The organism is Hyalangium versicolor (genome assembly GCF_020103695.1).
Taxonomy (GTDB): Bacteria; Myxococcota; Myxococcia; order Myxococcales; family Myxococcaceae; genus Hyalangium; species Hyalangium versicolor.
On sequence record NZ_JAHXBF010000012.1, the window covers coordinates 149,125 to 168,080 of the forward strand.

Annotated in this window: 17 protein-coding genes; 10 read left to right on the top strand and 7 right to left on the bottom strand. The window is 67.5% G+C overall.

The features are described from left to right. Positions 1-6: 6 nt before the first annotated feature. Positions 7-1,560: a zinc-ribbon domain-containing protein gene (locus KY501_RS24985; protein ID WP_224365844.1), complete on the bottom strand. Its 1,554-nt coding sequence runs from the start codon at positions 1,558-1,560 to the stop codon at positions 7-9. Between the two features lie 175 nt (positions 1,561-1,735). Here KY501_RS24985 and KY501_RS24990 point away from each other — a divergent pair, with 175 nt between their 5' ends. From KY501_RS24990 to KY501_RS25000, 3 genes are read left to right on the top strand one after another with little or no spacing between them, the layout of a single operon-like run. Continuing rightward, a complete protein-coding gene (locus KY501_RS24990) occupies positions 1,736-4,882 on the top strand; it encodes an FtsK/SpoIIIE family DNA translocase (protein ID WP_224365846.1) in 3,147 nt (1,048 codons plus the stop codon). Between the two features lie 15 nt (positions 4,883-4,897). Beyond that, positions 4,898-5,179: an antibiotic biosynthesis monooxygenase family protein gene (locus KY501_RS24995; protein WP_224365848.1), complete on the top strand. Its 282-nt coding sequence runs from the start codon at positions 4,898-4,900 to the stop codon at positions 5,177-5,179. Positions 5,180-5,227: 48 nt separating this feature from the next. Then, positions 5,228-6,481, top strand: coding sequence for a THUMP domain-containing class I SAM-dependent RNA methyltransferase (locus tag KY501_RS25000; protein WP_224365850.1), 1,254 nt, complete (start codon positions 5,228-5,230; stop codon positions 6,479-6,481). Here the strand turns inward: KY501_RS25000 and plsY are convergent. Both plsY and KY501_RS25010 read right to left on the bottom strand, forming a co-directional pair. Continuing rightward, positions 6,398-6,976 carry a glycerol-3-phosphate 1-O-acyltransferase PlsY gene (plsY, locus tag KY501_RS25005; RefSeq protein ID WP_224365852.1) on the bottom strand — a complete coding sequence of 193 codons (579 nt, stop codon included), beginning with the start codon at positions 6,974-6,976 and terminating at the stop codon, positions 6,398-6,400. The genes KY501_RS25000 and plsY overlap by 84 nt on opposite strands. A 7-nt stretch (positions 6,977-6,983) precedes the next feature. Then, positions 6,984-7,415, bottom strand: coding sequence for a DUF2752 domain-containing protein (locus tag KY501_RS25010; RefSeq protein WP_224365854.1), 432 nt, complete (start codon positions 7,413-7,415; stop codon positions 6,984-6,986). 137 nt (positions 7,416-7,552) lie between these two features. Here KY501_RS25010 and KY501_RS25015 point away from each other — a divergent pair, with 137 nt between their 5' ends. Together KY501_RS25015 and KY501_RS25020 are read left to right on the top strand one after the other, a co-directional pair. Continuing rightward, positions 7,553-8,074, top strand: a complete 522-nt coding sequence (locus tag KY501_RS25015) for a DUF4920 domain-containing protein (RefSeq protein ID WP_309242991.1) — start codon at positions 7,553-7,555, stop codon at positions 8,072-8,074. 3 nt (positions 8,075-8,077) lie between these two features. After that, a complete protein-coding gene (locus tag KY501_RS25020) occupies positions 8,078-8,707 on the top strand; it encodes a hypothetical protein (protein ID WP_224365858.1) in 630 nt (209 codons plus the stop codon). A gap of 54 nt (positions 8,708-8,761) precedes the next feature. Here KY501_RS25020 and KY501_RS25025 read toward each other — a convergent pair whose 3' ends face one another. From KY501_RS25025 to KY501_RS25040, 4 genes are all read right to left on the bottom strand, one after another. After that, positions 8,762-9,670, bottom strand: coding sequence for a hypothetical protein (locus KY501_RS25025; protein ID WP_224365860.1), 909 nt, complete (start codon positions 9,668-9,670; stop codon positions 8,762-8,764). 105 nt (positions 9,671-9,775) lie between these two features. Continuing rightward, the gene (locus KY501_RS25030; RefSeq protein ID WP_224365862.1) at positions 9,776-11,347 is read right to left on the bottom strand and encodes a radical SAM protein; all 1,572 of its coding nucleotides are present in this window, start codon (positions 11,345-11,347) and stop codon (positions 9,776-9,778) included. 106 nt (positions 11,348-11,453) lie between these two features. Continuing rightward, positions 11,454-12,194, bottom strand: coding sequence for a hypothetical protein (locus tag KY501_RS25035; RefSeq protein ID WP_224365864.1), 741 nt, complete (start codon positions 12,192-12,194; stop codon positions 11,454-11,456). 28 nt (positions 12,195-12,222) lie between these two features. Continuing rightward, on the bottom strand, positions 12,223-15,423 hold the full coding sequence (locus KY501_RS25040; protein WP_224365866.1) for a TonB-dependent receptor: 3,201 nt from the start codon (positions 15,421-15,423) through the stop codon (positions 12,223-12,225). 235 nt (positions 15,424-15,658) lie between these two features. Between KY501_RS25040 and KY501_RS25045 the strand changes: the two genes are divergently transcribed. From KY501_RS25045 to KY501_RS25065, 5 genes are all read left to right on the top strand, one after another. Then, positions 15,659-16,387, top strand: coding sequence for an energy transducer TonB (locus tag KY501_RS25045; protein WP_224365868.1), 729 nt, complete (start codon positions 15,659-15,661; stop codon positions 16,385-16,387). Between the two features lie 74 nt (positions 16,388-16,461). Next, positions 16,462-17,151: a MotA/TolQ/ExbB proton channel family protein gene (locus KY501_RS25050; protein ID WP_224365870.1), complete on the top strand. Its 690-nt coding sequence runs from the start codon at positions 16,462-16,464 to the stop codon at positions 17,149-17,151. A 131-nt stretch (positions 17,152-17,282) separates the two neighbouring features. After that, positions 17,283-17,696 (top strand): ExbD/TolR family protein, encoded by a 414-nt coding sequence (locus KY501_RS25055; RefSeq protein WP_224365872.1) that lies wholly within the window; start codon positions 17,283-17,285, stop codon positions 17,694-17,696. A 2-nt stretch (positions 17,697-17,698) separates the two neighbouring features. Beyond that, positions 17,699-18,208: a biopolymer transporter ExbD gene (locus KY501_RS25060; RefSeq protein ID WP_224365874.1), complete on the top strand. Its 510-nt coding sequence runs from the start codon at positions 17,699-17,701 to the stop codon at positions 18,206-18,208. 48 nt (positions 18,209-18,256) lie between these two features. Next, positions 18,257-18,880 (top strand): DUF2378 family protein, encoded by a 624-nt coding sequence (locus KY501_RS25065; protein ID WP_224365876.1) that lies wholly within the window; start codon positions 18,257-18,259, stop codon positions 18,878-18,880. Positions 18,881-18,956 lie beyond the last annotated feature (76 nt).

An 18,956-nucleotide genomic window follows, 5' to 3' on the forward strand; every position in this document is an offset into this window, starting at 1 on the left:
TCTCCTTCACTCCTTCAACCGCTCGATGGCGCTACGCGCGACCGAAGCCTCGGGTCCGTTCGGCAGGATCTCAAGGTACCGCTCGTAGTAGCGGATTGCCTCTGCCTTCTTTCCCTGGGAGCGGTAGGTCTCCGCAAGTCCCATGATGGCTTCCCCGTATTTTGGATTGATTTTGAGTGCCTGCTTGAACTCGGGCTCGGCCTGCCGAGGGTCATTCATGTCCAGAAGTGCCAATCCCCGGCCCGTGTAGGGCTCGGGCCGCTCCGGCTCGAGTTCCGCCGCCTGCGCGTAGGCGTCCAGGGCGCTCTCGGAGCGGTCCCTCTCCCGGAGCCGGTCTCCCTGCGCCATGTAGTAGTCGAAGTCCCGGACCGGGGCCGGCCGTTTCACACCTGGTGTACCTGCGTCCAGGGGGGCTCCCGCGTCGGCAGGGCTCCCGGCATCCAGGGTCGCCCCTGCGTCCGCACCTGCCCCTGCGTCCAGGGTTGCGCCCGCGTCTGCCCCAGGCCCCGCATCCCCTTCGAGCCCTGCGTCTCCGGCATCCGGTGCGCCCACGGCGAGTGCTCCCCCGTCCTCCGGGGTGCCTGCCGAGCTCCCAGCATCAGCTCGAAGCTGCGCCTCGGCGGCGGCTTGCTGTGCGGCGAGGAGCTGCGCCTGCTTCTCCTTCTCCTGCCGCTCTTTTTCGAGGCGCTCTTTCTCCAACCGCTCCGCTTCGAGCCGCACCGCGGCTGCTCGCTGTGCCTCTTCCTCCGGCCGAGGCATCACGACCAGGAAGTAGTACCCCGCCCCTCCCAGCCCGAGCAGCACCAGGAGCGTGATGAGGATCGCAGGCAGCCGGCTCCCCTGGGGCTTCGGCGGAGGCGGCTCCGAGGGAGGCGAGGGCCGCTGCGGGGACGGAGGCTGCGCCCCAGGAGTCCCTCCTGGAGGAGCCGCTCCGGGCACCAGTCCGAGCTGGGCCTGGAGCACCGCGGCCTTCTGGGCCTCGTCCACCAGTTGGAAGAAGGTCGCCAGCTCCGCGATGTCCCCCAACCGCTTCCAGGTGTCCCCTGTGACGGAGATCTCGTCATCGCGCACGATCTTGCGCTCGACGATCCACTTCTGGAGCGTCGTGAGGTCCTTGAGCGTGAAGACGTTGCCGGTGACCTGGCGGACACGCCACTCCCGAGAACCCGAAGAAGCGGTGGCGGGAGGCAAGGCAGGAGCGGGCGATTCGGGTGGAGGCGCGGCAGTGGCTGCTGGCCGAGCAGCGGGAGCCGGTGGCGGAGCGGCTGGGGCCGGCGGCGGAGCGGCCGTGGCCACCGGTGGAGGCATGTCGATGGGCGGCGACAGCGGGCGCAGCCCCGGCGGAGGCAACGAAGGCGGAGGAGCCCCGGTCTCCGATGAGACCATCAAGGGCGTCTGCGGCACCTTGCTCTGCTTCACCGGCACCGTGACGACCAGGGCCTTCTTCTTCACTACGAAGACGTGGTGGCAGTTGGTGCACTGGACGGTGACGCCGGTCTCCGAGATCCGGGAGTCGTCAAGCTCGTATTGCGTCTTACAGCGCTCGCAGCGAACGTCCATGTACCCCGCCTGACCACTTCGGTCCGATCACCATACTGTCTCCAAGAGCGGTAAGACCTCAAATTCACGCTCCCGGTTCCTCGGACGGCAGGCTGGAAAATTGACCTCCCCCCCTCCCTCCCTACACTCGCTCGCGCAGTCGCTACAGCCTGCTACGGGATCAAGAGGAACGGTCATGACGGCCAGGAAGGCCAGGGCGGAGAAGACGGTCCTGTCTCGGCAGGACATCGCCGCGCGCCGCAAGGCGCTGGCGGAGAAGAAGATGCAGACCGGAGGTTCGGGGCGAAAGGCGCTGGTGGGCGTCTTTGTCCTGGCTGCGTCTCTCATTTCCCTACTGTCGGTGGCAACTTTCGATGCGCGGGACCGCGTAGGTCCCGGGTTCCGCAACAGCGTGGGGCCCATGGGCCACCTCATCGCCGAGTCCCTGCGCGGGCTGATCGGTGTGTGTGCCTACCTGGTTCCCATCGGTGGGCTCTACGCGGCGATGATCATCTTCGTGGGCAACCGCGAGCGCCGCCGCCTGCCGCAGATGCTCGCCCTGGGGTTGCTCACGCTGAGCGCCGCCGTGCTGGCGCAGCTCATCTTCGGAGGAGATCCGGGTTGGGCCCATCCGCCCGGTGGCTCCGTGGGCGCGGGGCTCGCGAACGTGCTCCAGGGCCTGTTCTCCACCGTGGGGACCGTCATCCTCGTGACGGCAGTGTCCGTCGCCGCGCTCATCGTCGGCACGCAGTACACGTTCCTCAAGCTGTGTGCCCTGGCATGGGCGGGCCTGAGTGTGCTCGGACGCCAGTTGCAGGAGTCCGGCGCAGCATTCATGGAGGCGCAGAAAGAGGCGTACCGCCAGCGCCAGGAGCGACTCGCTCAGGAGAAGGAGGAGGAGGCCGCATTCCTCGCCCAGCTCGAGGCGGATGAGGAGGAGCTCGAGGAAGCCGAGCGTGATGCCGCGGAAGCTGAGGCCGCCGAGGCCGAGGCCATGGCCGAGGAGGCCGTGCGTCTGGCTCGGGAGCAGGAGAAGGAGCAGCTCCAGGCCGCGAAGCTGGCGGCGAAGCAGGCCAAGGAGACCGCCCGCGAGACCCGCCTCAAGGACAAGGAGAAGCCTGCCGCCCTGCCCGCTACCACGGAGTCCTCCCCCGCCCTGCCTGCCTCGACCCTGGCCGAGAAGCGCCCGGCTCCGGGAGCCGATCCTGCCTGGGCTTCCTTCCTCGCGCCCACGCCCGCCGCAGCCAACGTCACCACAGCCAACGCGGAGACGGCCGAGCCCCCTCGCAAGCGCGAGCGGAAGATGCCGAACATCGTCACGGCACCGGCCGCCCCCAACTCCGTGCCGCCCATGCCGGCCTCGGCGCTGGCAGCCCAGATGGCCTCGGAGCCTGCGCCCACCGCTGCGGCTTCGAGCCTGCCTCCTACCCCGGCTGCGGCAGTGGCGGCTCCCGCTGCTCCCTCCGCCAACCCGGCCGCCGCCATCGTTCCCGCGCCGCCCTCCGCGCTGGCGCGCATGCCGCTCATCGTGGAGCCCAAGGCGCCGCCCAAGCCCAGCGCTCCGAAGAGGAGCACCGAGCAGTTCGAGTTCGTCGGAGGCCGCAAGAGCTTCTCGCTGCCGCCGCTGGACGTGCTCGAGTGCGACAAGAAGGAGCGCTCGGAGCTGGACAAGGACGCGTTCCTCGTCACCGCCGAGAAGCTGCGCGCCAAGCTGGCCGACTTCGGCATCGTCGGCGAGGTGGTGGAGATCCGCCCCGGCCCCGTCGTCACCATGTACGAGTTCCTCCCGGGCCCCGGCATCAAGGTGAGCAAGATCGCCGCGCTCCAGGATGACCTCGCGATGGCCATGGAGGCCATGCGCGTGCGCATCGTCGCCCCCATCCCCGGCAAGGGCGTGGTGGGCATCGAGGTGCCCAACAAGGACCGCGAGACGGTTTTCCTCAAGGAGATCGCCGAGCAGGACGCCTTCCAGAAGGGCGCCAGCCGCCTCACCATGTGCGTGGGCAAGGACATCGAGGGCATGCCCTACGTGTTCGACCTGGCCAAGGCGCCGCACCTGCTCATCGCCGGCACCACCGGCTCGGGTAAGTCGGTGGCGGTCAACTCGATGATCATGAGCATCCTCCTGAAGTCCACGCCGGAGGAGGTCCGCTTCATCATGGTGGACCCGAAGATGCTCGAGCTGTCCGTCTACGAGGGCATCCCCCACCTGCTGCTGCCCGTGGTGACCGACCCCAAGAAGGCCGCACTCGCGCTGCGCTGGGCCGTCGAGGAGATGGAGCGCCGCTACCAGATGCTCTCCGAGGCCGGTGTGCGCAACATCGCCGGGTTCAACAAGCTGGTGGAGAGCAGCGCCTCCGAGGAGAAGCCCACCGTCGAGAAGGCTCCGGCGGAGAAGAAGTCCAAGAAGAAGGTGCTCGTGGTGGATGTGGCCCAGGGCGATGCCGAGCCTGCCGCTGCCTCCGCATCCAACGACGGGCCTGGGGTCGCCGCGCCCAAGGACGATATGGAGGACATGCGCGAGGCCGTGGTGTCCGAGCCCGAGCCTGACGAGGCTCAGGTCGAGGCCGCCGACTCCGATGCCGACGCGTCCGAGGCGCTGGAGGCCCAGGAGGACGATGAGGCCCCTGTCGCCGAGGTCCTCGAGCCCGAGAAGAAGGAGCTCAAGAAGCTGCCCTACATCGTGGTCATCATCGACGAGCTCGCGGACCTGATGATGGTCGCCAGCCGCGAGGTGGAGACCTACGTCGCGCGCCTGGCTCAGATGGCTCGCGCCGCCGGCATCCACCTGATGGTCGCCACGCAGCGCCCCTCGACGGACGTCGTCACGGGCATCATCAAGGCCAACTTCCCCACGCGCATCAGCTTCATGCTGCGCTCGAAGCCGGACTCGATGACGATCCTCGGGACGGTGGGTGCCGAGGCCCTGCTCGGCATGGGCGACATGCTCATCATGCCGCCCACGAGCGCCCACCTGCAGCGTGTGCACGGCGCTTTCGTCTCCGAGGCGGAGATCAAGCGCGCCGTGGACCACCTGAAGGCCCAGGGCAAGCCCGTCTTCGACGAGTCCATCCTCAAGCCGCGCGACGAGGAAGTGGAAGGAGGCGGCGAGGAGGACGAGCTGTCCGACGAGCTGTACGATCAGGCGCTCGCCACCGTGAGCGAGATGCGCGCGGTGTCCATCTCCATGCTCCAGCGCAAGATGCGCATCGGTTACAACCGCGCAGCGCGCATGATCGAGCGCATGGAGCGCGACGGAGTGGTGGGGCCCGCGGATGGCGCCAAGCCTCGCGAGGTGCTCATCCGCGCGGTGGGCGACATGCCAGGCGCGGGCGCGATGTAACGGCTCGAGGAGTCCATGATCGTCGCCATTTCGCGCTTCCGGCCTCCCGCCGAGCAGGCCGAGCAACTGATCGCCCGCTTCCAGGAGCGCTCGCGGCTCGTGGACAGGCACGAGGGCTTCCTCGGCCTGGAGGTGCTGCGCTCCTTCGAACGCCAGCCGGAGTTCCTGCTGGTGACGCGGTGGCGGGACCGGGACGCGCTGCGCGCCTACCTCCAGTCTCCGGACTTCCAGGTGGCCAAGGCCGCCAGTGTCGCGGATGACTCCACCTTCGCGATGTATGAGGTGGTGGGCCAATAAGTCTCTTCGTCGTTCCCAAGCGCCTCGGCGTCCGTTAAGGGCGACTCCATGGCTGAACGCATCCCGCTCTTCGCAACCACTGCCCGCGGCACCGAGGATCTCCTGGCCGAGGAGCTCAAGGAGCTGGGGGCCAAACGCATCCGCCAGGATCGAGGAGGGGTGCGCTTCCTGGCCACGCTCGATGAGGCCCTGCGTGTGTGCCTCTGGTCCCGCATCGCCATGCGCGTGCTCTATCCGCTCGGCGAGTTCGAGGCCCAGGGCGCGGAGGGGCTCTACGAGGCGGCCGCCAGCGTGCCGTGGGAGGAACACCTCACGCCGGAGAGCACGTTCGCGGTGGAGGCGACACTGCGAGACACGGAGCACAGCCACTCGGGCTTCGTGGCGCTCAAGGTGAAGGATGCCCTCGTGGACCGGATGCGCGGCACCCTGGGCGCACGGCCAGACGTCAACACCCGCAGCCCCGACGTGAGCGTGGTGGCCCACCTGGCGCGCGAGAAGCTATCCCTCTCGCTGGACCTGTGTGGCGAGCCCCTGCACCGCCGCGGCTACCGCGTGCGCCCGACTCCCGCGCCGCTGAAGGAGACCCTGGCCGCCGCCCTGCTCCGAGCTGCTCACTACACGGGCGAAGAGGCGCTCGTGGATCCGATGTGCGGTTCTGGAACACTGCTCATCGAAGGAGGCCTCATCGCGCGGCGAAGGGCCCCGGGCATCGGTCGTTCCTTCGCAGTGGAGCGCTGGCCGCACCTGGGGGCTCGGGCGAAGGAGCTGCTCGAGGATCTGCGCGCGGATGCCCGCCGGAATGAGCGCAAGGTGCTCGTGCCGCTGCGCGGCTTCGACAAGGATCCGGAAGCGATGGAGGCCGCTCGCCGCAATGTGAAGGCAGCCAGGCTCGCCGAGGAGATCCAGATCGCCGAGGGCGATGCCACCAAGCCCTTCCCCATCCCCGAGGGCGGCGGACTGCTCATCACCAATCCGCCATATGGCGAGCGCATCGGCTCGGGCGGACAGAAGGGCATGAAGGCCTTCTATTTCAAGCTCGGGGAGAACCTGCAGGAGCTGGACGGGTGGCGCGTGTACGTGCTCGCCGGCAACCCGGGCTTCGAGAGTGCCTTCCACGCGCGTCCCTCCAGCCGCCGGGACGTGTGGAACGGCCCCATCGCCTGCACCTTGCTGGGCTACCGCTTCGGAGCGCCTCCGCTCACCTCGAAGGAGCCCGGCTCAGAGGCGGCGCTCGGTATGGCGAAGCAACCGCGAGATGTTGCTCCGGTGCGTCCAGAGGATGAAGGCGAAGAAGAGCCCTGAGAGGATCGCGTACTCCAGCGCGCGGGCCGTGAAGAACGCGGTGGCCACCGACGCCACGCCCGCCGTCAGCGAGCCCAACGAGCTCACGCGTGTCGTCGCCAGAACCAGCCCATAGACGACGGCTCCGGCGAGCGCCGCCAGCGGCACGAGGACGACGAGCACACCGAGCGCGGTGGCCACACCCTTGCCCCCCCGGAACTTGAGCCACACCGGGAAGCAGTGACCGAGGAACGCGGCGAGCCCCACCGCCACATGCACCCGAGGGCTGTCCGGCATCATCCTCAGCGCGAGCACCACAGGCAGCGTGCCCTTGAGGGCATCCAGCGCGAGCACGAGCACTCCCAGCTTCTTGCCCGCCACGCGCGCCACATTGGTGGCGCCGATGTTCCCGCTGCCCTCGGCGCGGACATCCACCCCGCGAGCCCAGCGCGTCACCAGCACCCCGAAGGGAATGGAGCCTGCCAGGTAGCCAAGCAGGAGGAGGGCGGCGAGCACGCAGGGCTCACATGAGCAGGTGGGGGAAACGCGTCCTCACCACGACATAGGCGTAGTTGACGGCGACGAGCACGGCCAGAGCGATGCGGACCCGGCTCCACTCATCGGGAGAGAGCTCGACCCGGGGAATGGGCATTGCGAAGACCAGATGCAGCACCGACAGCACCACCATGAGGGCGAAGAGCAGCGCCGCCACGGTGCCCAGCGGGTTGGCGTCCAAGGCCCCGAGGATGTTGAAGTGCGCCACCCTGTCGGCCACCCGGGTCAGCCCACAGCCGAGGCAAGGCCAGCCCGTGGTCTGCCGAAGCATGCAGCCCCAGAAGGGGATGAGCTTCGCCACGGGGATGTACCGGGCGATGAGCAGCCCGATGAGCCCGATGAGCCCCAGGTAGTCCACGAGGCCAGGTTTCCGGTTGGCAGGAGGTAGATGGAACTTCACGGGAAACAGTCTAGCGCGAGCGTATGGAAGTGTGGACTGGGAGATGTGGCCGCCTTGCCGGGGCAAAGACTTTTGGGCTATGCGCCAGGGCTATGAAGACGATCCGCACTGCCCTTCTGACCCTGGTTGCTATCCCCATGCTGGCGCTCGCTGGCGAGCCTGCTCCCGCCAAGACGCAGCCTGCGAAGACCGTGGAGAAGACCTCCGAGGCGGACTGCCACCACCCGGCCCAGCCCGAGGCCGCCGCTGCCTCGCCCCAGGGCGGCTGGACGCTGACCCGCGGAGAGGCGCTCAAGGGCGCTCCGGCGGTGAAGCTCGCGGACCTGCTGGCCAAGCCGCAGGAGCATGACGGCAAGACGGTGCTGCTCGAGGGCCAGGTGCGCAAGGCGTGCGAGCGGAAGGGCTGCTGGATGGAGCTGGCCACCGCCAAGGACGCGAAGGGCCCCGGGGTGCGGGTGACGTTCAAGGACTACGGCTTCTTCGTGCCGCTGGACTCAGCGGGCTCGACGGCTCGGGTGGAGGGCGTGGTGCAGGTGGCCGAGCTGAGCGACGAGCGCGCGAAGCACTACGAGAGCGAGGGCGCGATCATTGCTCGCGGCAAGGACGGCAAGCCGCGCGAGGTGCAGCTGGTGGCTTCGGGCGTGGAGCTGCGCCGCTAGGCAATGCCACGCAGCTTCAGCATGAGGGGCGTGCAGGGAGCGGCCGATCGGGCCGTGCAGCACGCCCGCACCTGGATGATGGAGACGGCTCCGGGCTCGCATGTCCATGACGTGCAGCTGGATCCGCGTTTCCAGCATCGGGGCGTGGACCTGCTGTGGGAGCTGCCCACGGGCGAGGTCCGCGGCATCGAAGTGAAGGGCGACCGTCAGCGGAGCCGGCGCTACTGGTTCGAGCTGGTGTCCAACGTGGAGAAGGACACCCCGGGCTGCTTCCTCTACAGCGGCGCGGATCTGATGATGTACGTGTTCCTGGCCCAGGCGGAGCTGCACGTGCTTCCGCTGAAGCAGGTGCGCGAGTGGTTCCTGCCGCGCGCGAAGGCGTACTCGCTCAAGCACACGTCCACGAAGACGGGAGCGATCCGCTACACCACTGTGGGAGCGGTCGTGCCCTGCCGCGAGGTGCTCGACGCGGTGCCGAGCGTCCTCTGCATCCCGCTCAAGCGCGGCGCAGGTAAGGGCGCCGAGGCCGAGGAAGCTCCATCGGAGCGGGAGACGCCAGCAGGAGAGGCCTCTTCAGCGCCAGAAGCCTCCGAGAGCGCGCCTCTCGCTCCCACGGGAACCGACGTCGAGTAGGTGTTCCCGTGGGCCCAGCTCAGAGGGTGAGGCCCCGGCTGAAGAGCCGGTTCGTCAGCGGCGGTGACGGTGGCCGGGGTGCATCCGGTCGTGCATCTCGCTGAGCCGCGCGGCATCCGGCGCCAGCGCCTGCAGGCCTCCACGGTCTCCCGTGGCCTTGTAGACGTGCTCCAGCCGAGCGCAGAGATCGATCGCCAGGTGGATGTCTCCATCCTTCTCCGCCTGCAGCATCATCGGCCGAGCACGCGCCACCGCCTGCGGCCACGCGCCCAGGTGGATCAACCCATCCACCGCGAGCAGGCGGGCCAGCGGCGTCCGAGCCGTGTCCGCCGTCACGTTCTCCAGGTCCACGATGCCCGCGTCCCGCTCGCCCTTGGAAGCGCGGACGATGGCCGTGGCAATCCCCTTGCGATCCGGCAGGAGGAACTCCTCGAACTCGGCGAACGAGTCCGCGTGACCCGCGTGGCCCGCCTTGACGAGCGCCTCGGCCATGGAGTCGAACATCTCGGCCACCTTCTCGTCGAAGCCGCCCAGCGCGCGCTCGACGAAGGCCAGCAGGGGCTGCCCCTTGTCATCCAGCGGCATGCGCTGGCGGATGGCCTTCATGCGCTCGAAGGCGGCGCCCACCGGAGCGTCCTGCTTGCCCTGCAGGAGCGTCGTCAGCGAGCCCATCAGCTCGGCCAGTCCGTGGGAGAACTCGTGCGGCGCCAACCGGTTGGGCACCCACCGGCGCCACAGCTCCTCCGCGGCGGCCCACGGGAAGGGCTTGAAGGGCCCGGTGCCCTTCCACTTCTTGCCCCACTCCAGGCCAATGTCCTGCGGCCAGGAGGACTCGGCGAGCTTCTGGAAGTCCGCCTCGGCCACCGGGGCTCCATAGTGCCCCAGCGTCCCAGTGATGGCCTCCGTCGAGTACGCCTCGAGTCCCTTGCTCTGCCACGCCTTGTCCACGCGCTCCGTGCTCACCGGTTCTCCTCGTCGCGCCAGTCCACGGCGCCAGCGGTCTTCTAGCAGAGCCTGACGGAGCCCGGCGCAAGACGTTCACCGCCCTGGCGTCATGTGTGCACACGTTTACGAGGGGCGAGCCCCCACCACGGGAGCAGCCATGTCGGCGCCGGGAGGAGCCACCGCAGGCACGGTGGGCCAAACAGTGGGGTTGCGCCGGCCGTCCTCGACGCGCCGGGCCAGATACGGCACGCAGCCCCGCGCCTCGAAGGCCCGCTTGAAGGCGGCAAAGCCCGCCCCGGCCTTCCATGCATCCATGCTGGCCAGGCCCGCCTCCGGACCGCACTGGGCGAGCATGTACTCCACCCACGCCCAGCGAGCGGACGTGGGCCGTACCTCGGCCCGCCCCTTGAGCCCGCGCCGCAGCCGCTCCAGCTTCGCCTCCACCTCGCGGATACCCGCGAAGGGTGCGCCATCCAGCGGCGTGTTGCGTTTGGCCACGAACGGGGCCACGCCCAGCGCCACGGGGATGATGCGGGACAGCTCGGTGGTGAAGCGGATGAGCTCGTCGATGTCCGCGTCCTCCTCGTGCGGCAGGCCGACGACGTTGTAGACCTTGAGCTGCTTCATCCCCGCCGTCCGAGCGAAGTTCGCCGCGCGGACGATCTGCTCCTCCGAGTGCTTGCGGTCCACGAGGTCCCTCATCCGCTGCGAGGCCCCATCCGCGGCCACGGTGAGGTTCGTCGCGCCGCCACGCCGCAAGGTGTCCACCAGCTCCTGCGTGAGCCGGTCCGCGCGCAGAGAGGACACACCCACCTCGCGCCCGGCATCCACCAGGGTGCGCAGCAACTCGACGATGCGGGGGTGGTCCGTGACCGCAGCCCCCACCAGGCCCACGCGCCGAGCGTTCTCCGGGATGAGCGACAACACGCGCTCGGGAGGCACCGTCCGCATGCCCCCGTTGGTGGTGCGCCGCATGACACAGTAGTGACAGCCGCGAGAGCACCCGCGCTCGGGCTCGATGAGGAACATCGAGCGCAGCTCCGTGTTCGGAGTGATGATCTGCGAGCGGGCAGGCAGACGCGTGTCCTGGGCCTTGGAGACGAAGTAGCGAGCCCCTCCCCTCCCGGGAACCCGGAAGCCGGGCGTGCGAGCCAGGAAGCTCAGCAGCTCCTCCCGCTCCATGGAGACGGCTGCCTCCAGCAGAGTGTGGATGAGATCCTCCGCCTCACCCTGGACGAGCACGTCCACGAAGGGCTCCAGCGGATCCGGGTTGGAGAAGGTCAGCGGCCCGCCGGCGACGATGAGCGGGTGCCGCTCGGTCCGCTCCTCCCTGAGCAGCGGCAGCCCCGACAGCTCCAGCAAGGAGAAGAAGCCGGTCATCTCCAGCTCGTAGGCCACGGAGAAGGCCAGCATGGGGAAGCCGGAGACAGGGGCCTCGGACTCGTAGGAGAACAGCTGCGTGCGGGTCCGGCGGTAGGCCTCCACATCATCGGGGAGGAACACGCGCTCGGCGGAGGTGCCCGGGTGCTGGTGGATCTCCCGGTAGATCGTCTGGTAGCCGAGCGAGCTCATCCCCACGTGGTAGGGGCTCGGGTAGCAGAGGGCCACCCGGTAGGGCGCCTCCTTGTAGAGCGTGCCCTGTTCGTCCGCGATCCGTGCGCGCACACCTTCGATGAGTGAGTAACGGCCCTCCATGCTCCTCCAGCGCTGCTCCAATCCTCTCTAAACACCGCGGCCCCGTGCAGCCACTCCCAAGGGGGAGGGCAGCCGGGGCCGTGGAAACTACACAGCGGGCTTCAGCCTACTTGAAGGACGGGATGGGATCCGTCGGCACGCAGGCCGCCTCTTCCCCGTAGTACTCCGCCACGTCCGCCGACAGAGCGTTCGCGTCGCAGTTGACCTTGAAGTCGGGGTTCAGACCCGAGCCCTCGCCACAGGCATCCGCGGCCGTGGGGTCGCAACCCACGAACGGCCAGAGCGCCCGGAACGAGTACTTGGCAGTGCAGCCATCCAGCGTGATGGTCACATCGCCGCCCATCTGCGTGCCGGGAGCACTGGGCGCCGAGTAGACCTGCACGTTCTCGAACTTGTACTCAGCCAGCGACGTGGACTCCGCATCGACGGGAATCTCAGCGCTGGCGACCGTCATGTTCGTCGAGGGGCACAGCGAGTCCTCCTCGTTCGGCGGATCCCGAGGCAGCGTTCCCACGGCGTTCGTGGGGTCCACCGCCTGGGGCTGCTGCGGATCCCACTGCGGCCCGTAGAAGGTCAAGGTGAAGGGACGGATGGCGAGCTTCGAGGTATCCGTGCTCTTGGGGTCCGTGTACTTGAAGACGCCAAAAGTCTCGCCCTTGATGTTCCCCATCCGCTCCACGCAGTCCGCCGTGTTCGGAGAGATGGTGCCTTCCTTCAGCTGGTACCGGGCGAACCAGTCCTCCGCATCCTGCACGACGCAGCCCGCTTTCGGCTGATCGAAGTTGCAGGAAGACAGGAGCGCGCTGGCACCGAGTGCAACCACTGTGGAAACGAGTCTCTTCGTCATTAGCGTGTGTTCCAGTTCGGTCTAGGACTTAGAAGGAGTAACGCAGGCCCAGACGCACCTGGCGCGGCGACTGGTACTGGGTCGGCTGCTTGAAGTTGGGGTTCGTGTCCGTCGAGTTGTTCACGAGGAAGCCCCCCGTCGCCCGGTTGCGCGCGACCGGCAGGTTCGCACCTTCCGGCACCTGCAGATCCGAGGGCTTGCCGCCCTTGAGCGGGAACACGTTCTGGGAGGTGTACGTCTCGTCCACGCTGGTGACCGTCTGGAAGTTGAACAGGTTGAACACGTCCAGGGTGAAGGACACCACGTTGTCCTTGGTGACGCGGTAGTTCACGCCGATGTTGCTGTCGATGTTGTTCACCCAGGGGGTGCGGCCACCCGAGCCACGCGGAAGGACGAACACCTCGTTGGCCAGGTAGGTCGGGTGAGCGCCCAGGTAGTTGATGGGGCGGCCCGAGTTACCGCGGTAGGACAGGCCGAGGCTGCCCGACAGCGCGTTCGAGAAAGCGAACTCCTTGGCGCCGAAGAGCTTCACGGAGTGCGTCTGGTCACCCGGCAGCAGGCCCGTGCGGTTCTCGAGCAGCTCGATCAGGTCGAAGTCCGAGGTGATGTTCGGGTCGAGCTGCGCCGTCTCCGGGCGGAACAGACCGGGGTAGTTACCGTACAGGCGCGACCAGGTGTAGCTTGCCTGGGCAAGCCAGCCATCGGCGAAGGTGCGGTTCAGGTACAGGGTGACGGCGTTGTAGTCGCGCTGGGCCTCGGGGAAGTCCTTCGCGAAGCCGCGGCCCGGGTTGCCGATGAAGTAGGTGTTGCCATCGTCACGGCTCATGTCCTCGATGACGTTGGTCATCGTGCGGTAGGTGTAGCTCGCACCGAACCGCATGTTGGCCAGCAGCTCGTACTCGCCGCCGACGACGAGCTCATCCGAGCCCTGCGGGGCGATGTCCGGGTCCACCGGCACCGAGTCCGTCTTGCCGCCGCTGTACAGGCGGTTGGCGCTCAGCTCCTCGGAGGGCAGCTGGGCGACGTAGCGCGGATCCTCGCAGCCGGACTCCGAAGGGGCCAGGCGGGGATTGCAGCCATTGGTGCCATCGCCCGCGACGCGGTACCCGTAGAAGCGGCGCTCGCCCGGGAAGGAGCGATCGGCCATGTCCAGGGGGACCTGCTCGTAGTAGCGGGCCGCGTTGGCGAACAGCTTCATGTGGCCGTTGCCGAGCGGGTCGACGATGGCACCGATACGCGGCGACCACTGGTTGCCCAGCACCAGGGCCAGGTCACCGCTGGCGCCGTACAGGCGCTGCACGTCATAGCGCAGACCGAGGTTCAGGGTCACCCGGTTGGCGATGGACCAGCTGTCCTGCAGGAAGCCGCCGATCGTGCTGCCCTTGGTCTTCGCGGACTGGACGAGCTCCGGGGTGATGCTGTCCGGGCTGCTCTGATAGCCGTAACGGCGCGCATCGATGAAGCCGTAGGTACCGTCCGGCAGCGGCGAGCCGTTGTAGACGAGCCCGCTGATGTCCGTCTGCTGGAGGAAGTTGCCGCCGGTGTAGGCCTTGGCCTGGTCGTACTGGAGGAACTCCACGTCCACGCCGCCCTTGAACACGTGCTGGCCCGCCAGGTTGAGCAGGTAGGTCAGCTTCGCGTTGGCCTGGTAGCGATTCAGCGTCGAGTCACTGATGTAGCCGGGGCCACCCAGGTCATACGTGGTGACGCGGCAGCGCAGCAGCGTATCGGGGTCGGCGGCGGGGCCGCAGTTATTCTCGGCGTCCGGCACGTTCTCGTAGTTGGTCATTGAGGCCGGCAGGATGTAGCGAACGCGATACGTGCCGGCCAGACCCGTCGTCGAGCCGAGCTCGCTGCCGTCCGCCGGCAGCGAGGAGGCCACCTGGTGGAAGTAGCCGACGTTGACGTCCGCCAGCAGCTTCTTGTCCATGAAGGAGCCGGAGTACTTTCCGCCGATGCTCGTCGTGTTCGATTTCTCCGTCAGGCTTGTATAGAAGGCCGGGGAGGACGGCATGCGCGCCAGGATGCCACCGGTCTGCGGGTCAATCGTGAGCCGGCCCAGGCCACCCGTGGTGGACGGCGTGCCCAGCACGGACACCGACAGGTTGTGGTCATCGTTGACGAGGTAGGTCAGCTTGCCCATGTACTGCAGGCTCTGAGCGTCGGCGAAGTAGGTCTGCTCCGAGTCCTTGATAGGGACGGTCTCGAGGAAGCCGCGGTCGTTGGTCACGCGCTTGTGGTTCTCCACCACGAAGGCGTTGAACGCGCGGGTGTGCTCATAGCGGGTGAAGGAGGGCGCGACACCAGCGAAGAACCACAGCCGGTCCTTGAGGATCGGACCGCCGAGGGTGGCGCCGAAATCGCCCAGGTTCTTCAAGGCGTTCTTGCCGCTGACCACCGAGCCCTGGCTGATCACCTGGGCGCGGTTACCCTCGAAGGCGCCCGGGGTGAAGTTGCCGAACACGGTGCCGTGGAACTCGTTGGAGCCCGAGCGCGTCACCGCGGTGATGACGCCGCCGGTGGCACGGCCGTACTCCGGCAGGTAGCCACCGGTGATGACGTTCACGTCCTGCACGAACTCGACGCTCAGCGGGCTGGCGTTCACGCCGTAGGCCGGGTCACCCGTGGAGATGCCGTCCACCACGTAGCCGTTCTCCGGTGAGGTTGCGCCGTTGATGGACACACCATAGGTGTCGTTCTGGGCGCCCGGAGCCAGCTCCGCCAGGCTCTCGAAGGAGCGAGCCGCGCCACCCTTGCCACCCGGGCGGTTCACGGCGATACGGCGGATGAAGTCCTGATCCACGTTCACGCCCGTGGCGGTGGAGCCCACGTCGATCGTCGGCGGGGTGCCGGCCACCTCGATCACTTCCGTGAAGGCCTCGGGCAGCAGCTCGACGTTGACGCGGATGGTGCGGTTGAGGCGCAGCTGGATGTCCGAGCGGGCAAAGGGCTTGAAGCCCTCGGACTCGAAGCGCAGGGTGAACACACCCGGCGGCAGCTGGGGAATACGGTACTGGCCACTCTTGTCCGTTACGACCGTTTGCTCACCCAGCAGGTTGGGCGAGGTAGCGGTGACGACCACGTTCTCAATCGGCGCCTTGTTCGCGGATGGGTCGGCATTGACGACCGTACCGATGATGACGCTGGACTGAGCCATGGCCGCTGACCCGAACAGCAGGCCTGCAACCAACACAACTCCGGTGTCCCGGAGCACACGGGTTAACCTCATGCCGAACCCCTCCAAGGTGGGCGGATGCAACCAAAAATGGCCCCGGAAAATATCTGAGGTCAGTAAGTTGTCAATAGATGGTTGCTTTTTGGTGACCAGTGGGGCATTGCGCCGTTTCGTCCGTCATCCCCCGGACGACCCCAGCTTGAACGCACATCGCTTTTCTGTATTGTGGCTCGCCTTCTGATCGGCGGGGCTGAATGGGTCGCCCACTGGTGTTGAGGAGTTATCGCGCATGTTTGACTCTGTCCTTGACCGCGGAGCGGTGCCCAAGGCCCGGTTCGGTACTGGCGCCGTGGTCTCCGTGATCCTGCACGTCGGACTCCTTGGGTTGGCGCTGTGGATCTCCATGCGCCCACCCCCTATGGAGGAAAAGGAGGTGGAGGTCACCTTCAAGGCCGCCATGGCGCCGCCTCCCCCTCCCCCGCCGCCTCCTCCGCCTCCGGCCAAGCCCAAGACCGAGAAGCCCAAGCCGAAGAAGCCGGACGCGATGATCCCGCCGAAGGAGATCCCGCAGACCAAGCCTCCTGAGAAGGAGCCCGAGCCGGAGCCCGAGCCTTCCGAGCAGGAAGTCGAGAGCGACGAGGGTGGCGTCGAGGGCGGCGTGGTCGGCGGTGTGGTGGGCGGAGTGCTCGGTGGAGTGCTCGGTGGCCAGGTGGGCAGCACCGGTACGGACGTGCTCCCGTTCGGCGCGGGAATGACGCGCCCGGAGAAAACGTCTGGTCCCATTCCCCAGTACACGCGCGAGGCGCTCGAGGCGCACGTCCAGGGCCTGATGATCGTCAAGTGCGTCATCACCACCGAGGGCAAGGTGGAGAAGTGCCGCATCATCAAGCCGCTGCCCCACATGGAACAGGCCGTGCTGGACGCGCTGTACGCGGCACGCTACAAGCCGGTCACCTTCCAGGGCCGGGCGGTCCAGGTGGACTACACGTTCAACATCAAGCTGACCCTTCCGCGCTGATCGACGGTCGCTTCCTCGCCTTACCTTGAATAGCTGTTACCCCCCCGCGCTCGTGGAGGAGCGCTCATACCGCCATGCACTTCTCGCTGATTGAAATCTGGAACGCCACGGGCACCTTCGCCCGCATCATCATCTTCACCCTAGCGGCGATGTCGGTCGCCTCCCTGGTCGTCATGGCGGAGCGCATGGTGGTCTTCCGCAAGACGCGGGCGGACTCGCGCACCTTCGCGTCGAAGATGGGCGCCATCCTCGCCAAGGGCGATCTGAGCACGGCGGCCAACACGAACCTGGGCAAGGACGTGGGTCACCTGGGCCGGGTCATCAACTCGGGCCTGACGGCATACCGGATCAGCCCCAACAACAAGGAAGTGGCCGTGGAGTCGGTGGCCCGCGCGCTCGAGCGCCAGGCGCAGCGCGAGGTGCAGAGCATGAAGCGTGGCCTGGGCGTGCTGGCCACGGTGGGCTCGACGGCGCCGTTCGTCGGTCTGCTCGGCACGACGATGGGTATCATCAACGCCTTCCAGCTCATGGCCGAGTCCGGCTCGGGCGGTCTGGGCACCATCTCCGCCGGTATCGCCGAGGCGCTCATCACCACGGCGTTCGGTCTGCTCGTGGCGATCCCCGCCGTGATGGCGTACAACTTCCTCCAGGGCTGGGTGGACGCGCGCTCGGTGGACATCTCCGAGTCCTCCAACGAGTTCCTGGACGTGGTGGCCCGTCAGCTGACCGGCGGCGCTTCGCACTCCCAGCAGCAGTCGGCCTGAAGCCAGCCGGGCGGCCCTCGTGGCCGCCTCCCGGCCCGCCTGAGCATCCGAGGAGCCTTTCCGCGAAGGTTCCCGTGCGTGGCGGGCCGGTCTCCTCCTAGCCCCCGCTCAAAAAAGCCCCAGGTGCATCCATGGGAATGGCAGCAGGCCCCAGCAAGGGGATCAAGAACGAGATCAACATCACTCCGCTGGTGGACGTGGTGCTGGTGCTCCTCATCATCTTCATGGTGATCACGCCCATGCTTCAGCGTGGCAAGTCGGTCACGCTGCCCAAGGCGACGAACATCAGCAAGGAAAAGACCGAGACGGATCCGATGATCCTCTCCGTCACTCCGGACAAGAAGATGTTCCTGGAGAATGACGAGTACGACGCCGCCGGTCTGGAGAACAAGCTCCGCGAGGAGCTGGAGACCAACCCGGGCAAGCGCATCCTCCTCAAGGGTGACAGCTCCCTGCAGGTAGGGGACGTGCGCAGGGCGATGGAGATTGCCCGCAAGGCGAAGGCCAAGAGCATCGCCCTGGGCGTCGAGGAGCTGAAGGAATAGCCATGTCCGGAATCAAGAAACGCCAGTGGGTCAAGCCGCAGACCCCTCCCAACTCGGACATCAACGTCACGCCGCTGGTGGACGTGGTGCTCGTGCTCCTCATCATCTTCATGGTGATCACGCCTCTGCTCGAGAAGGACATCGAGGTGAAGGTGCCTGACACCGAGGTGCAGCAGAACAACGAGCCGCCTCCGGACGATCAGCTCGTGGTGCAGCTGGACGAGCAGGGCGGCATCAAGATCAACACCGAGGTGATGCCCTCCCAGGAGGAGTACGTCGCCCGGCTGACGAAGATGCTCGCCGCCAAGCAGAAGGACGACCGCATCGTCTTCTTCATGGCGAACGACAAGACGAACTACGGCAAGCTCATTGGCGCGCTGGACGGCGCCAAGGCGGCCGGGGCCAAGGTGCTAGGCATGGCGACCGAGGACCTGCCGCAGGGTGCCGTGGTGCCGGGGCAAGAGGGCGCTCCTCCCGCGCCTGACGCTCCTCCGGCTCCGCCCACTCCATAGCGGGCGCCGTTCCCATCCAGGGGCTCGTCGGATACATTGCGCCACCTCATGGCCGACGAGCTCCTGGTTTTCGAACAGACGATCGAAGCGCTGTTCGTGCGCGCGCTCGGTGGACGCCTGACGCCTGAGTGCCGGGCGCGGCTGCGTGAGGCCGGGCTGGATGTCGATCAGAAGATCAAGCCGGCGTACTCCTTCCAGTCCTGGATGAAGTTCATCCGCATCGCGGCGGAGGAGCTGTTCCCAGGCGAGCCCCTGCCCCGCTCCACCTTCAAGCTCGGCGAGCTCTATGTCGATGGCTTCCGGCAGACGATGCTGGGGCGAGCGGTGATGGGGCTGCTGCGCGTGCTGGGCCCGCGCCGGACCATCTCCCGGGCGACGCAGAACTTCCGGGCGGGCAACAACTACACGGAGACACGCATCACGGAGCTGGGCCCCACCCAGTTCGACGTGTGGATGAACGAGGTGGGCGACGTCCCCGAGTTCACCGCCGGCATCATCCAGGCGGGTGTGGCCATGTCCGGCGCCAGGGAGCTGCGAGTCGAGTCGCACGGCTACGACGGCCATGCCTGCACCTACCGCATCACCTGGAAGGAAGCCTCTACCTCCGCAGGCGCGGAAGGTGGCGTGGACTCCAAGCCGTCGCGGCGCTCCGGGCCCAGCAAATCCCTGTAGACGCGGCGCCGCGCGAGGCGCTCTCCGTCCACCTCAGTCTCGCTTCGTGGACGCACCATCCCGTTCCTAGGACGGT

Coding starts and splice junctions, on each gene's coding strand:
- KY501_RS24995 (WP_224365848.1), top strand. CDS start 4,898: ATGATCGTCGCCATTTCGCGCTTCCGGCCTCCCGCCGAGCAGGCCGAG.
- KY501_RS25030 (WP_224365862.1), bottom strand. CDS start 11,347: ATGGAGGGCCGTTACTCACTCATCGAAGGTGTGCGCGCACGGATCGCG.
- KY501_RS24985 (WP_224365844.1), bottom strand. CDS start 1,560: ATGGACGTTCGCTGCGAGCGCTGTAAGACGCAATACGAGCTTGACGAC.
- KY501_RS25020 (WP_224365858.1), top strand. CDS start 8,078: ATGCCACGCAGCTTCAGCATGAGGGGCGTGCAGGGAGCGGCCGATCGG.
- KY501_RS25055 (WP_224365872.1), top strand. CDS start 17,283: ATGGGAATGGCAGCAGGCCCCAGCAAGGGGATCAAGAACGAGATCAAC.
- KY501_RS25050 (WP_224365870.1), top strand. CDS start 16,462: ATGCACTTCTCGCTGATTGAAATCTGGAACGCCACGGGCACCTTCGCC.
- KY501_RS25000 (WP_224365850.1), top strand. CDS start 5,228: ATGGCTGAACGCATCCCGCTCTTCGCAACCACTGCCCGCGGCACCGAG.
- KY501_RS25035 (WP_224365864.1), bottom strand. CDS start 12,194: ATGACGAAGAGACTCGTTTCCACAGTGGTTGCACTCGGTGCCAGCGCG.
- KY501_RS25065 (WP_224365876.1), top strand. CDS start 18,257: ATGGCCGACGAGCTCCTGGTTTTCGAACAGACGATCGAAGCGCTGTTC.
- KY501_RS25045 (WP_224365868.1), top strand. CDS start 15,659: ATGTTTGACTCTGTCCTTGACCGCGGAGCGGTGCCCAAGGCCCGGTTC.
- KY501_RS25040 (WP_224365866.1), bottom strand. CDS start 15,423: ATGAGGTTAACCCGTGTGCTCCGGGACACCGGAGTTGTGTTGGTTGCA.
- KY501_RS25060 (WP_224365874.1), top strand. CDS start 17,699: ATGTCCGGAATCAAGAAACGCCAGTGGGTCAAGCCGCAGACCCCTCCC.
- KY501_RS24990 (WP_224365846.1), top strand. CDS start 1,736: ATGACGGCCAGGAAGGCCAGGGCGGAGAAGACGGTCCTGTCTCGGCAG.
- KY501_RS25015 (WP_309242991.1), top strand. CDS start 7,553: ATGCTGGCGCTCGCTGGCGAGCCTGCTCCCGCCAAGACGCAGCCTGCG.